Raw genomic sequence first — 13,413 nt, forward strand, 5'->3', positions numbered from 1 at the left:
GCGCAAGCGCTCCCATGGATCTTGTTTTGCGATAAACTCCCTGGGTAAAAGTTGTAACTACTCAGGGAGGCCCATGCTGGCCGAAGAAAAAGTATATACGCTGATCACCGCCAATTCGCAGGCCGACCAGTTTCGTCTGGCCGCGCTGCACCGCTATCACATTCTCGATACCCCCGCCTGCGAAGATTTCAGCTTCCTCACCGAGCTGGCCGCCAAAATCTGCGAGGCGCCGTACGCCTTCATTTCCCTGGTGGACGCCGAACGGGTCTGGATCAAGTCCTGCGCCGGTATGCAGATGGGCGAGCTGCCGCGCGGCGAGAGCTACTGCGCGCTGGCGGTGCTGGGCGACGCCGCCACCGAAATTCCCGACCTGACGCTGGACCCGCGCACCGCCCACATGCCGCTGACCGTGGGCGAGCCGCATATGCGCATGTACAGCAGCGTGGCGCTGACCTCGTCGGACGGCTTTGCCATTGGCACCCTGTGCGTGCTGGATATCAAGCCGGGCCGCCTCAGCGACGACAAGCGCGCCATGCTGGGCAAGCTGGCGCGCCAGGTAATGGCGCTGATCGAACTGCGCGCCAACGAAAAAACACTGGAAGCCACAGTGCGCGAACTGGAACTGCTGGCCACCACCGACGAGCTGACCGGCCTGCACAACCGTCGCTCTCTGCTGCACCGGCTGAAGTTTGAAGTGGCGCGTGCGCGGCGTTTCCGTTCGCCGTTGTCGGCGGTGATGATCGATCTCGATCACTTCAAGAAAATCAATGATGACCACGGCCATGCGGTCGGCGACCAGGTGCTGACCACGCTGGGCAAGCTGCTGCGTGAGAATGTGCGGGTGATCGACGTTCCCGGCCGCTATGGCGGCGAGGAACTGTGCGTGATCCTGCCGAACACGCCGCTGGAAGGCGCGTGCAAATTCGCCGAAACGCTGCGCGCCAAGATCGAAGCGCAAATCCATTACGCCAGCGGGCGGCCACTGCACGTGACCGCCAGCCTGGGTATCGGCGTGTTCGACCACATGGACGTGAACGATATCGAAAGCCTGCTGCGCCAGGCCGACGCCGCGCTGTACCGCGCCAAGCACGGTGGCCGTAACCGTGTCGAGTGCGGAACCTGAACAGGGAGATTGCCATGCCCACCGCCAGCTGGAATGGTGTCGTCATCGCCGAGGCGAGCGACGACCAAGTCGAAATTGTCGAGAACAACGTCTACTTCCCGCCGTCGAGCGTGAAGCGGGAATACCTGCAACCCAGCGACCACACCTCGCGCTGCCCGTGGAAAGGGCTGGCCAGCTATTACACGCTGAACGTCAACGGCAAGCTGAATGAAAACGCCGCCTGGTACTATCCGGAGCCATCGGAAAAGGCGGCGCAGATCAAGGACCATATCGCCTTCTGGCGCGGCGTCGAGGTGCAGCGCTAGTGGGCTTGCTGGCCAAGCCCTACCTGCAAAGAATCACCGCGCTGTTCGGCGATGATGTCGACTGGGAGCGCCATCCGTACCGCGTGCCGGCGGTGCGCGATTTATCGACGCTGGATTTTCATCCGGACGTGACCTTCTTCATCGGCGAGAACGGCGCCGGCAAGTCGACCTTGCTGGAAGCGATCGCGCTGGCGCTGGGCTTCAGCATTGATGGCGGCAGCCGCAGTGTCAGCAATCTGAATACCGCGCAGGAGCAGGCGCCGCTGTTCCAGTCGCTGCGGCTGTCGAAGAGCTTCAAGACGCCGCGCGACCGCTATTTCTTCCGTGCAGAGAGCTTCCACAACGTCGCCACGCGCATGGATGAATATCACGAACGCAGCGCCGCGAGCTACAACTCGCTGCACGCCCGCTCGCATGGCGAGGCATTCATGTCGGTGCTGCTGGACACCTTTCGCGGCAACGGCCTGTATCTGCTGGACGAGCCGGAGGCGGCGCTGTCGCCCAACCGGCAGCTGGCGGCGCTGAGCGTGATCCATCAGCTGGTGCAGCAGGATTCGCAATTCATCATCGCCACCCACTCGCCGATTTTGCTGGCTTACCCCAACGCCAAAATCCTGCTGTTCGACGGCACCGGCATGACCGAAGTGGCGTATGAAGACACCGAGCATTATGCCATCACGCGCGATTTTCTCAATCACTATCCCAGGCGGCTGCAACAGCTGCTAGATCCGAATGGATAACATCACTCACAGCATTATCGGCTTTGGCGTTGGCGAGCTGGTACACCGCAGCCTGCCGGCGGAGCCGGAACCGCTGGCGCAGCGCGCGCGGCACCGGCTGCTGCTGGTCGCGTGCGCGCTGGCCAGCAACTTCCCCGATCTCGACCTGTTCCTGACCAAGCTGCTGCCGGCCCCGCTGGGCTATCTGCTGCATCATCGCGGCCACACGCATACGGCGTTGTGGGCGCTGCCGCAGGCCTTGCTGCTGGCGGGCTTGCTATGGCTGTTATGGCCAGCCGCGCGCGCCTTGCTGCGCACCAGCGCTGCCGCGCGGCTGGGGCTTGCGCTGAGCATCGTACTGGGCTTCGCGCTGCACCTGGCAATGGACTACACCAATTCGTATGGCGTGCATCCCTGGTATCCTTTCGATGGACGCTGGTTGTATGGCGACATGGTGTTCATCATCGAACCCTTGTTCTGGGTGGCGATCGGCGTGCCGATGGCGCTGATCATGCGCTGGCGGATGTTGCGCCTGGCCGGCCTCGCGCTGCTATTCGCCGCGCTAGTCTTCTTCGCCGCACGCGGCTATCTCGCTTGGCCATCTTTTGCCGCGCTGCTGCTGATCGGTTTGGTGTGCGGCGCGGCGCAATGGCGTGCAGGACCGCAGGGCAGGGGCGGTTTGCTGCTGGCGCTGGGCGTCAGCATCGCCTTTCTCGGTGTACAAAACGTGGCAGCACAAGCGGCGCGGATACAAATCACCGCCATCCTGCAAACATTGCATCCGACCGAGCGCGTGCTGGACGTGGCGATGACCGCCTTCCCCTCGCAGCCGGCGTGCTGGAGCTACGTCAGCATCCAGGCCGATGACAAGCAGTACCGGCTACAGCGCGGCGTCACCCGCCTTGCCGACGTCACTTGTCCCGCCGGCCTCTCGGTAGAGCAGCAAACGCTAACCGGCAGCCTGCAACAGCTGCGCGCCTTAAAAGCCAGCGACTGCCAGGTCGACGCCTGGCTACGCTTCGGCCGCATGCCGCTGCTGAAAGACGGTGCCCTATCCGACTACCGCTTCGCATCGACACCGAACGGCAACTTCACCACCTTACGCGTCGCCCCAGCCCCATGCCCGGCCAACATCCCCGCCTGGTCCTACCCCCGAGCCGACCTCTTCTAAATCCGGGGTCAGTGGTCGGTGGAGAGGGCGACGTCCAGCCATTCGGCCAGTTCTTTTTCGACGAACTGGTTTTTGGCGCGCACGCGTTGCACGGTGTCGGAGCCGAGTTGCAGGCGCACTGGCGGCTGGTCGCTGTCTGCCAGCTTCAGCAGGGCGTCGGCCAGTTTCAGTGGATCGCCGGGCTGGGCGTGGTTGGCGTCGGCGGCGAAGTCGCGCATTTTGCCGACAGTGGCGGCGTAGGCGTCGATACGGTCGCGCGTCGTGACCAGCGAGGTGGTGTCGAGGAAGTCGGTGCGGAAGAAGCCGGGTTCGACCACCGTTACCTGGATGTTCAGTGGCGCCAGTTCCATCGCCAGTGCTTCGCTCAGGCCTTCGACCGCAAACTTGGTCGAGCCGTACACGCCCCAGCCCGCATAGCCGGAGTAACCGCCAATCGACGAGATGTTGATGACGTGGCCGCTGCCCTGGCGGCGCATCGCCGGCAGTACCGCACGGGTGACGTTGAGCAGGCCGAAGACATTGGTCTCGTAGACGGCGCGCACTTCGTCGGCGCTGGATTCCTCCACCGCACCCAGCAGGCCGTAGCCGGCGTTGTTGACCAGTACGTCGATGCGGCCGAAGCGTGCCACCGCTTGCTGCGCGGCGGTGATGGCCTGTGCTTCCAGTTTGACATCCAGCCGCAGCGCCAGCAGGTTGGGATGCTCGCCCAGCGCGGCGATGACGGTTTCAGGATCGCGTGCGGTGGCGGCCACCAGGTCGCCGCGCGCCAGCGCTTTTTGCGCGGTCAGCAGGCCGAAGCCACGCGATGCGCCGGTGATGAACCATACTTTTTGTGCAGTGCCAGTCATGATGTGTTTCCTTTCAAAGTAGTGTTGATGGAGGCAAGTTTAGGCTGCCCTGATCTGCTACACTAGCCATAGGAAAGCTGTTTGATTTTCACCTACTGGTTGATAATATGGATAAAGCCCGAGTCATCAGTTTGTTCATCGGCGTGGTGCGCGCCAGGAGTTTCAGCCAAGCGGCGGTGGATGCCGGGCTGACGCCGCAAGCGGTCAGCAAGGCGGTGCGGCAGCTGGAGGATCATCTCGGCGTGCGCCTGTTCCACCGGACCACCCGTAGCCTCAGCCTCACCGACGAGGGCTCGCGGCTGTTTGAGCTGGCCAACCCCGGCCTGCGCCTGCTGGACGAGGCGCTGGAGCAGATCCAGAGCAGCCGGCTGGAAGTCGATGGCCTGATCCGCATCGCCGCGCCCATGTCGATCGGCAATGCGATCATCGTGCCGCTGTTGCAGCAGTTCCAGCAGCGCTACCCCGGCGCCCATTTCGATATGCAACTGGACGACCATTTCACCGATCTGGTGGAGAGCCGCATCGATGTTGGCTTCCGCGCCGGCAGCCCGCCCGAGCGCAATCTGATTTCCCGCAAGCTCGGCGAGATCACGCTGCTGACCTGCGCCGCGCCGGCCTATCTGGATGCACACGGTACGCCGAAGAAGGTGGCCGACCTGGCAGGCCACCGCTGCACCGGTTTCCGCCAGCCCAATACCGGCCGTTTGCTGCCGTGGGAGTTCCACGTCGACGGCGCCACCGTCTATCAGGATGTGCCGACCGTGGCCAGTTTCAATACGGTGGAAGGGGAGCTGATGGCGGTGCTTAACGGCATGGGCATCGGCCAGATGCCGGTGTTCATGATCGAGAAGGAACTGGCCAGCGGCGCGCTGGCACCGCTGCTGACTTCCACCATTACCGCCAATAACGGCGTATTCATGTGCTATCAGCAGCGCACCCAGATGCCGCTGCGGGTACGCCATTTCATTGATTTCGTCTCGGAGCAGGCACCGCTACGCTTGCAGGCTCAGCGGCGGGCTGTCAATGCGGCCAAAGCAAGATAAATCGATTGAGCGTGCGTGCGTGCACGGTTTTAGTGCCTGGCGCCTTGTATTGTGTGGCTACTTCACCACAAAAGCGCCTAGAATCAAGCTGACTAGGCGTCTTACTGCCTATTTGGTTGGCACAACAATTGCATTGCCCTCCAGAAAGGACGATGATCGATTTACATGGAGGCTGTTATGAATACCGTTACTGACAAAGATAACAAAACCGTTGTACACGAATCGCCGGCCGATGAACACCGCCGCCGCAGCGAGCGCATTGCCGCCCGTGGCGTGAGTCTGGGCCATGGCAAGGCAAAATTCTGGATTCCGCTGGTCGGCCTGGCCGTGCTGGCCGGGATGGCGTTCGCCCAGGCTTAAATTACCTTCAGCTCGTCGAGCGGCCAGCGCGGCCGCACGTTGAACGAGTAATCCTTCTTGGCCGCGTCCGGGTTGATCATCAAACGCATCGCCCCGGCGAAGGCGATCATCGCGCCGTTATCGGTGCAGAATTCCAGTTCCGGATAGTAGACCTTGAAGCGCTTCTTGGCGGCCGCCGCATTCAGCGACTCGCGCAGCTGCTTGTTGGCGCCGACGCCGCCGGCAATCACCAGCCGCTTCAGGCCGGTGTGCTTGAGCGCCGACACGCACTTGGCGGTTAGCACTTCCACAATCGCATCGACGAAGCCGCGCGCGATATTCGCCTTGTCCTGCTCGCAGATATTGGCGATGACTTTTTCATCGTGGTTCTTCACCACCGTCAGCACCGCTGTTTTCAGGCCGGAGAAGCTGAAGTTGAAATCCTTGGTGTGCATCATCGGGCGCGGCAGCTTGTAGGCCAGCGGATCGCCGAATTCGGCCAGGCGCGAAATCGCCGGGCCGCCCGGATAGCCGAGGCCCAGCAGCTTGGCCGATTTGTCGAAGGCTTCGCCGGCCGCGTCGTCCAGCGTTTCGCCCAGCAGCGTGTACTGGCCGACGCCGTCCACCCGCATCAGCTGCGTGTGGCCGCCCGACACCAGCAGCGCGATGAACGGAAACTCCGGCGGTTCGGACGCCAGCAGCGGCGACAGCAGATGGCCTTCCAGGTGGTGCACGCCCAGCACCGGCTTGTCCAGCGACAGGCCGAGGCTGCATGCCACCGAGGAGCCAACCAGCAGCGCGCCGGCCAGGCCGGGACCCTGGGTGTAGGCGATGGCGTCGATGTCGTCCGGCGTCTTGCCGGCTTGTTCCAGTGTCTGCTCCAGCAGCGGAATGGCGCGGCGGATGTGGTCGCGCGAGGCCAGTTCCGGCACCACGCCGCCATATTCCTCATGCATGGCTACCTGCGAGTGCAGGGCATGGGACAGCAGGCCGTGTTGCGTGTCGTACAACGCCAGGCCGGTTTCGTCACAGGAGGATTCAACGCCAAGAACGATCATGGAAGCAGCAAATTTCTAAAGGGGAATCCGCCATTGTAATGTAAACCGGGTGCAAGCATGCACTGGCCTGGGTCCGGGCCGCACTGGCCGGGTGCGAATTTTTGCCAAATGGCCAGAAATTCGGTGGCATCGCTTTTGCTTAGAAAACAGGCACAGCGAGGGAGGGGCTATGTCTGCAAACTGGAAAGTGATCTGCAAACTGAAGGATGTGCCGCTGGACAGCGGAGCGCGTCTGGTGCCGCGCGGGCTGGCGTGGCAGGAGCTGCCGGGGGTGGCGCTGTTCCGTAGTGGCGAGGAAAGCGTGCACGCGGTGCTTGAGTGCCGGGGCATGGACCCGCGTTGTAGCGGCGCGCGCCGGTATTCGGTCAAGGTGGAGAACCTGAAGGTCTACCTGGACCTGGATGAACTGAGCGCCCCGGCCAGCAAGGCCGAGGCGGCGCTGGCGGGGCAGTATGGCGTCGCCACCAGTCTGGTGGCGTACTGCTATTAAGGGCGGCTGAGCAGCTGCTGATGCGCTTCGCGCAGCATCTTCTCGGTGGTGTCCCAGTCGATGCAGCCGTCGGTGACCGAGCAGCCGTACACCAGCTGGCTCAGGTCAGCCGGGATCTTCTGGTTGCCGCCAACAATGTTGGACTCGATCATCACACCGACCAGCGACTTGTTGCCCTGCACGATCTGGTGGATGACGTCAGCCATCACCAGCGGCTGCAGCTCAGGCTTTTTGTAGCTGTTGGCGTGCGAGCAGTCGACCACCAGATTGGCCGGCAGCTTGGCCTTGGCCAGCGACTGCTCGGCGATCGCGATCGATACCGAATCGTAGTTCGGACGGCCATCGCCGCCACGCAGCACCACATGGCCGTAGCCATTGCCGCGGGTACGCACGATAGCCACATTACCCTGCGCGTTGATGCCCAGGAAGGAGTGCGGGTGCGCCGACGACAGAATCGCGTTGATGGCGATGCTGATGTCGCCATCGGTGCCGTTCTTGAAGCCCACCGGGGTCGACAGGCCGGACGACATTTCGCGGTGGGTCTGCGATTCGGTAGTGCGGGCGCCGATGGCGGTCCAGGCGATCAGATCGCCCAGGTATTGCGGCGAGATCGGGTCCAGCGCCTCGGTGGCGGTCGGCAGGCCCAGTTCGCACACGTCCAGCAGGAACTGGCGCGCTTTCTCCATGCCGACGTTGACGCGGAAAGAATCGTCCATGTCCGGATCATTGATATAGCCCTTCCAGCCGGTGGTGGTGCGCGGCTTTTCGAAATACACGCGCATCACCAGCAGCATGGTTTCGCCGACTTCGGCCTGCAGCGCCTTCAGGCGGCGCGCGTAGTCCAGGCCGGCTACCGGATCGTGGATCGAGCAAGGGCCGACCACCACGAACAGGCGCTTGTCCTTGCGGTCGATGATGTTGCGCAGGGCATCGCGGCCCTTCATCACGGTCTCGGACGCCAGATCGGTCAACGGCAGCTTGCTATGCAAGGCTTCCGGCGACGGCATCGGAGCAAACGAGGTAACGTTGACGTTTTCAATATCTGGGGAAATCATGATCTTTGCACTGGTTTCATTTTCGGGAACCAGATAGTGTAGCCGAAATGCGCCCGACTGGTTTAAGCTTGCTGCCATGACCATATCTCACGAACCATTCCCCGCCGCGCGTTTCATCAAAGAAATCGGGCGCGGCAAGGACGGCGCGCGCAGCATGAACCGCGACGACGCCCACAATCTGTATCAGGCCATGCTGGACGGCCGCGTCTCCGACCTGGAGCTGGGCGGCATTCTGCTGGCGATGCGCATCAAGGGCGAGTCGGTCGAAGAAATCGGCGGCTTCCTCGATGCGGCCGAAGCCTGCTTCGAGCCGTTCAATGCACCGCCCGGCCAGTTCGCGCCGGTGGCTATTCCGTCGTACAACGGTGCGCGCAAGATGGCCAATCTGACGCCGCTGCTGGCACTGCTGCTGGCGCGCGAGGGCGTGCCGGTGCTGGTGCACGGCGTGACCACCGATGTCGGCCGGATCACCACGGCCGAGGTGTTTGCCGAGCTGGGCGTGACGGCGGCGCGGCACCGTTCGGAGGCAGAGGAGGCCATGTCGCAAGGCAAACCGGCGTTTATCGCCATCGACACCATGGCGCCCAAGCTGGCGCATCTGCTATCGCTGCGGCGGGTGCTGGGCGTGCGCAATTCGACCCATACACTGGTCAAGATCATGCAGCCGTTTGCCGGGCCGGCGCTGCGGCTGGTGTCGTACACCCACCCCGAATACCTGGAGATGCTGGGCGAATACTTTACCACCACGGCGCTGCATGAGCGCGGCGATGCGTTCCTGATGCGCGGCACGGAAGGCGAGACGGTGGCCAACGCCAACAAGGCGCAGCAGATCGACTGGTTCCATGGCGGCCTGCGGACCACGCTGGTGCCCAAGCAGACGCTGGTTGGCGAGCTGCCGCTGCTGCCTGAGAACAAGGATGCGGCGACCACGGCGGCATGGATCAAGTCGGTGCTGAGCGGCGAGGTGGCGGTGCCGCCGCCGATCGCCGAGCAGGTGGCGCAATGCCTGCTGGTGGCGCGGACCGTGCAGTCGCGCCAGCATGTGAGCGAGCCGATCGAGTAAAATCTCGCCCCTTCACTGTATCGACGGGAATAACATGGCAAAGTTTGATGTAGCGGTAATCGGCGCGGGCGCGGCCGGGATGATGTGTGCGGCGACCGCCGCCCAGCGCGGCCTGCGCGTGGTGCTGATCGACCATGCCGCCAAGCTGGCCGAGAAAATCCGCATCTCGGGCGGCGGCCGCTGCAATTTCACCAATGTGAACGCCGGCCCGGCCAACTTCCTGTCCGAGAATCCGCACTTCTGCAAAAGCGCGCTGTCGCGCTACACGCCAGCGGATTTCGTCGCGCTGGTGAAGAAGCACCGCATCGGCTATCACGAGAAGCATCGCGGCCAGCTGTTCTGCGACGATTCCGCCGAACTGATCATCGATATGCTGAAAGACGAGTGCGCGGGCGGCGATGTCCACTGGCGCATGCCGTGCAAGATCGACAGCCTGGAGCAGGGCGCCGAAGGCTTTGTATTGCAGACCGATAGCGGCCCCATCGAAGCGCCCAGCGTGGTGATCGCCACCGGCGGCCTGTCGATTCCGAAAATCGGCGCCACCGACTTTGGCTACCGCATCGCCCAGCAATTCGGCCTGCGCATGGTCGAGCCGCGCCCGGCGCTGGTGCCGCTGACCTTTGACGCCCAGCAGTGGGCGCCATTCGTGGAAATGTCCGGCATCGCGCTGGAAGTCGATGTTGAAACCGGCTCGCTGAAGGGGCGCAACGCCACTGGCGCGCGTTTCCGTGAAGACTTGCTGTTCACCCATCGCGGCCTGTCCGGCCCGGCGATTTTGCAGATTTCCTCGTACTGGCAGCCGGGCACGCCGATTGTCATCAATCTGCTGCCGGAACTGGACTTGGCGCAGACGCTGATCGAAGGCAAGAACACGATCAAGAAACAACTCGGCAATGTCCTGGCGCAATGGTTGCCGGCGCGCCTGGCGGAAGGCTTGCTGGTGGCACACGGTTTTGCGCTAGATGCGCGCCTGGCCGATATGCCGGATGCGCAGCTGCGCAAGCTGGGCGCCGCCATCAACCAATGGTCGCTGACGCCGAACGGCTCGGAAGGCTACAAAAAGGCCGAAGTGACGCGCGGCGGTATCGATACCCGCGAGCTGTCGCAGCAGACCATGATGGCGACCAAAGTGCCCGGCCTGTATTTCATCGGGGAAACAGTGGATGTGACCGGCTGGCTGGGCGGCTACAACTTCCAGTGGGCCTGGGCGTCGGGTGTGGCGGCGGGGCAGGCAGTCTGATATACTGGCAGTCTGCACGTTGTTGTTTTTCCCATGAAAGCCGCATGGCGGGCTGTTCCCGACAGCCCATGGCTTCCATTTTTCGGAAAAAGCTGCTATAGTCTCTGTCTCCCTATAACCTCCAACGGTTTGAATTTTTACATGACCACTATTCGCCTTAAAGAAAACGAGCCGTTCGAAGTCGCAATGCGTCGCTTCAAACGCACCATCGAAAAAACCGGTCTGCTGACCGAACTGCGCGCACGCGAGTTCTACGAAAAGCCAACGGCTGAGCGTAAGCGCAAGCTGGCTGCTGCTGTTAAGCGTCACTACAAACGCATTCGCAGCCAACAGCTGCCGAAAAAACTCTTCTAAGATTGCTTACGCAGGCCAACCTGGCATATGCCGGTTGCGTTTAGCGGCATCTAAGAGAATACCCGCTCCGGCTTTTTAGCTGCAGCGGGTTTTCGCTTTTTATTTCACAATTCCCTGAAAGAAACGCTATGGCCTTGAAAGACCAAATCACCGAAGACATGAAAAACGCCATGCGCGCCAAGGAAGCAAGCCGTCTGGCGACCATCCGCCTGATCCTGGCTGAAATCAAGCGCAAGGAAGTGGACGAACAGATCACCGTCACCGATGAGCAAACCATCGCCATCGTGGAAAAAATGATCAAGCAGCGCAAGGATTCGATCACCCAGTTCGAAGCCGGTGGCCGCGCCGACCTGGCTGACATCGAAAAAGCCGAACTGGTGGTGCTGAGCACCTATATGCCTGCCGGCCTGTCGGACGAGGAAATCGCCGCCGAAGTGGCTGCCGCGGTGGCAGCCTCGGGCGCCGCTGGTCCGCAGGACATGGGCAAAGTCATGGGCATCGTCAAGCCGAAGCTGGCCGGCCGTGCCGATATGACCGTGGTTTCGGCCCTGGTCAAAAAAGCGCTGACCCCAGCCTAAGCAACACCATCGTGGCAGCTTGACGCGCATCAAGGCGCTTCAGGCTGCCACGGTATAGCCTGATTAACGCCAAGATCGCCTATCCCCTGTGATACCACAAACTTTTATCGCCGATTTGCTGAACCGGGTCGATATCGTCGACGTGGTCGGCCGTTACGTGCAGCTCAAGAAGGGCGGCGCGAACTACATGGGTTTGTGCCCGTTTCACAACGAAAAATCTCCCAGCTTTACAGTCAGCCCGACCAAGCAGTTTTACCACTGCTTCGGCTGCGGCGCACACGGTACCTCGATCGGTTTCATGATCGAATATTCCGGCATGGGCTTTGTCGATGCCGTCAAAGAGCTGGCGCAAAGCGTCGGCATGGTGGTGCCGGACCAGGACGACAAGATTCCGCCGGCGCAGCGCGCGCAGATGCAGGCGCAGAGCCTGGCGCTGACCGAGGCGATGACGCGCGCCAGCGACTTCTACAAGCTGCAACTGCGCAGCGCACCGAATGCCATCGCCTACCTGAAGAACCGCGGCCTCACCGGCGAAATCGCCGCCCGCTTCGGCCTGGGCTACGCGCCGCCGGGCTGGGACAATCTGCGTTCGCAGTTCCCGGATTACGAAGCGGTGGTGCTGGCCGAATCCGGCCTGGTGATCGACAAGGTCGACGAAGACGGCAACAACCGCAAGCGCTATGACCGCTTCCGTGAGCGGGTGATGTTCCCGATCCGCAATACCAAGGGACAGGTGATCGCGTTTGGCGGCCGGGTGCTGGACCAGGGCGAACCGAAGTACTTGAATTCCCCGGAAACGCCTTTATTTTCAAAGGGCTTCGAGCTGTATGGCCTGTTCGAGGCGCGCCAGGCGATCCGCGATGCCGGCTATGTGCTGGTGACGGAAGGCTATATGGACGTGGTGGCGCTGGCGCAGATGGGTTTCCCGCAGGCGGTGGCGACACTGGGTACGGCCTGCACCACCAACCATGTGCAGAAGCTGTTGCGCCAGACCGACACGGTGATCTTCAGTTTCGACGGCGACAAGGCCGGCCGCCGCGCCGCACGGCGCGCGCTGGAAGCCTGCTTGCCGCATGTGACGGACAACAAGACCATCAAGTTTTTGTTCCTGCCGACCGAGCACGATCCTGATAGCTATGTGCGCGCCTACGGCAAGGAAGCGTTTGAGCAGGAAATCCATGAGGCCATGCCGCTGTCGCAGTTCCTGATCAAGGAGGCGTGCGGCGAGCATGATATGAACAGCCTGGAAGGCCGGGCGCGCGCCCAGTTCGATGCCAAGCCGATGCTGCAGGCGATGACGCCGACCGCGCTGCGGCTGCAAATCGTGCGCGGCCTGGCACAACTGACGCAAACCTCGCCGTCCGAGATCGAGGTGCTGTTCGAACTAGCCAAGCCGGTGGCGCTGAACAAGATCGCGCCGCCGAGGGGCGGCCGGCCGCAGCCGAAAGGGCTGGAGCTGCAGATCATGCGGGTGCTGGTGGCGCATCCCTCGCTGGCGCTGGACGTTGATGCGGCGGCGCAGGCGGCATTCCAATCGTTCGGCCAGGAGTCGGCGGAGCGCTTGACGCAGTTGCTGACCGAGGCGCGCGGCCTGGGCGAGAGCGGCTCCTTCGCCGCTTTTGCCCAGCACCTGAAGTCGCTGAGCGACGAGTACGACGGCATCATCGGCGAAATCGTCAAGGAGCCGGAGACGGAGCGCGACACCGAGCGGGTTGTGTTGCGGGCGGCGATCCGCCAGGTCAAGCAGGATGCGCTGAAGCGCGAGTTGAGCCAGTTGTTTGCGGCTGGCCTGTCGTCCGACGAGATCGGCGTACGCTACCGGGAGTTAACCGCACAGCAAGACCAGTTGTTGCGCGAGGCGCAGGCAGAGCTGGCGACGCGTTAAAAGTTGTGTACAGTTTTGTGTCGTAACGTTTCTGTCATTATTCCAGCGGGAGCTCCGCCGTGCATCCCCCTGGAAATTGAAAAGTGACGTGCTATAATAAAACGCTAAGTGTTGTATGTTTTGGCATCGTTTTTCTGTTCAG

At 62.3% G+C, this 13,413-nt stretch carries 15 protein-coding genes; 12 read left to right on the top strand and 3 right to left on the bottom strand.

Annotation, left to right across the window (positions count from 1 at the left end; all coding sequences use genetic code 11):
• Positions 1–73: 73 nt before the first annotated feature.
• From KW842_RS16925 to KW842_RS16940, 4 genes are read left to right on the top strand one after another with little or no spacing between them, the layout of a single operon-like run.
• Complete coding sequence (locus KW842_RS16925; protein ID WP_218305271.1) at positions 74–1,123, top strand: sensor domain-containing diguanylate cyclase; 1,050 nt, start codon at positions 74–76, stop codon at positions 1,121–1,123.
• Between the two features lie 14 nt (positions 1,124–1,137).
• Positions 1,138–1,428, top strand: coding sequence for a DUF427 domain-containing protein (locus tag KW842_RS16930; RefSeq protein ID WP_218305272.1), 291 nt, complete (start codon positions 1,138–1,140; stop codon positions 1,426–1,428).
• Entirely contained in the window at positions 1,428–2,168 is a 741-nt protein-coding gene (locus KW842_RS16935; RefSeq protein ID WP_218305273.1) for an AAA family ATPase, read from the top strand. The genes KW842_RS16930 and KW842_RS16935 overlap by 1 nt, the downstream gene beginning before the upstream one ends.
• Positions 2,161–3,318, top strand: coding sequence for a metal-dependent hydrolase (locus KW842_RS16940; protein ID WP_218305274.1), 1,158 nt, complete (start codon positions 2,161–2,163; stop codon positions 3,316–3,318). Before KW842_RS16935 ends, KW842_RS16940 begins: the two co-directional genes overlap by 8 nt.
• 8 nt (positions 3,319–3,326) lie before the next feature.
• Here KW842_RS16940 and KW842_RS16945 read toward each other — a convergent pair whose 3' ends face one another.
• Complete coding sequence (locus KW842_RS16945; RefSeq protein WP_218305275.1) at positions 3,327–4,166, bottom strand: oxidoreductase; 840 nt, start codon at positions 4,164–4,166, stop codon at positions 3,327–3,329.
• A gap of 107 nt (positions 4,167–4,273) precedes the next feature.
• Here KW842_RS16945 and KW842_RS16950 point away from each other — a divergent pair, with 107 nt between their 5' ends.
• The gene (locus tag KW842_RS16950; RefSeq protein WP_218305276.1) at positions 4,274–5,209 is read left to right on the top strand and encodes a LysR family transcriptional regulator; all 936 of its coding nucleotides are present in this window, start codon (positions 4,274–4,276) and stop codon (positions 5,207–5,209) included.
• Between the two features lie 177 nt (positions 5,210–5,386).
• Positions 5,387–5,569 (top strand): hypothetical protein, encoded by a 183-nt coding sequence (locus KW842_RS16955; RefSeq protein WP_218305277.1) that lies wholly within the window; start codon positions 5,387–5,389, stop codon positions 5,567–5,569.
• Here the strand turns inward: KW842_RS16955 and tsaD are convergent.
• Complete coding sequence (tsaD, locus tag KW842_RS16960; RefSeq protein WP_218305278.1) at positions 5,566–6,606, bottom strand: tRNA (adenosine(37)-N6)-threonylcarbamoyltransferase complex transferase subunit TsaD; 1,041 nt, start codon at positions 6,604–6,606, stop codon at positions 5,566–5,568. The two genes, KW842_RS16955 and tsaD, sit on opposite strands and share 4 nt — an antisense overlap.
• Positions 6,607–6,775: 169 nt before the next feature.
• On the opposite strand from tsaD, the gene KW842_RS16965 reads away from it, so the two are divergent.
• On the top strand, positions 6,776–7,096 hold the full coding sequence (locus KW842_RS16965; protein ID WP_218305279.1) for a hypothetical protein: 321 nt from the start codon (positions 6,776–6,778) through the stop codon (positions 7,094–7,096).
• On the opposite strand, the gene KW842_RS16970 is transcribed toward KW842_RS16965, so the two are convergent.
• Positions 7,093–8,151 (bottom strand): 3-deoxy-7-phosphoheptulonate synthase, encoded by a 1,059-nt coding sequence (locus KW842_RS16970; RefSeq protein ID WP_218305280.1) that lies wholly within the window; start codon positions 8,149–8,151, stop codon positions 7,093–7,095. The genes KW842_RS16965 and KW842_RS16970 overlap by 4 nt on opposite strands.
• 76 nt (positions 8,152–8,227) lie before the next feature.
• On the opposite strand from KW842_RS16970, the gene ybiB reads away from it, so the two are divergent.
• The 5 genes from ybiB to dnaG all read left to right on the top strand — a co-directional run bounded on the left by ybiB (position 8,228) and on the right by dnaG (position 13,271).
• Entirely contained in the window at positions 8,228–9,214 is a 987-nt protein-coding gene (gene ybiB / locus KW842_RS16975; protein WP_218305281.1) for a DNA-binding protein YbiB, read from the top strand.
• Positions 9,215–9,248: 34 nt separating this feature from the next.
• Positions 9,249–10,454, top strand: a complete 1,206-nt coding sequence (locus KW842_RS16980) for an NAD(P)/FAD-dependent oxidoreductase (RefSeq protein ID WP_218305282.1) — start codon at positions 9,249–9,251, stop codon at positions 10,452–10,454.
• A gap of 141 nt (positions 10,455–10,595) precedes the next feature.
• A complete protein-coding gene (gene rpsU, locus KW842_RS16985; RefSeq protein ID WP_008451879.1) occupies positions 10,596–10,808 on the top strand; it encodes a 30S ribosomal protein S21 in 213 nt (70 codons plus the stop codon).
• A gap of 128 nt (positions 10,809–10,936) precedes the next feature.
• Positions 10,937–11,386, top strand: coding sequence for a GatB/YqeY domain-containing protein (locus KW842_RS16990; protein WP_218305283.1), 450 nt, complete (start codon positions 10,937–10,939; stop codon positions 11,384–11,386).
• Positions 11,387–11,474: 88 nt separating this feature from the next.
• Positions 11,475–13,271, top strand: a complete 1,797-nt coding sequence (dnaG, locus tag KW842_RS16995) for a DNA primase (RefSeq protein WP_218305284.1) — start codon at positions 11,475–11,477, stop codon at positions 13,269–13,271.
• Positions 13,272–13,413 lie beyond the last annotated feature (142 nt).

The sequence above is a fragment of the Duganella sp. sic0402 genome, from assembly GCF_019219065.1.
GTDB lineage: Bacteria > Pseudomonadota > Gammaproteobacteria > Burkholderiales > Burkholderiaceae_D > Rugamonas.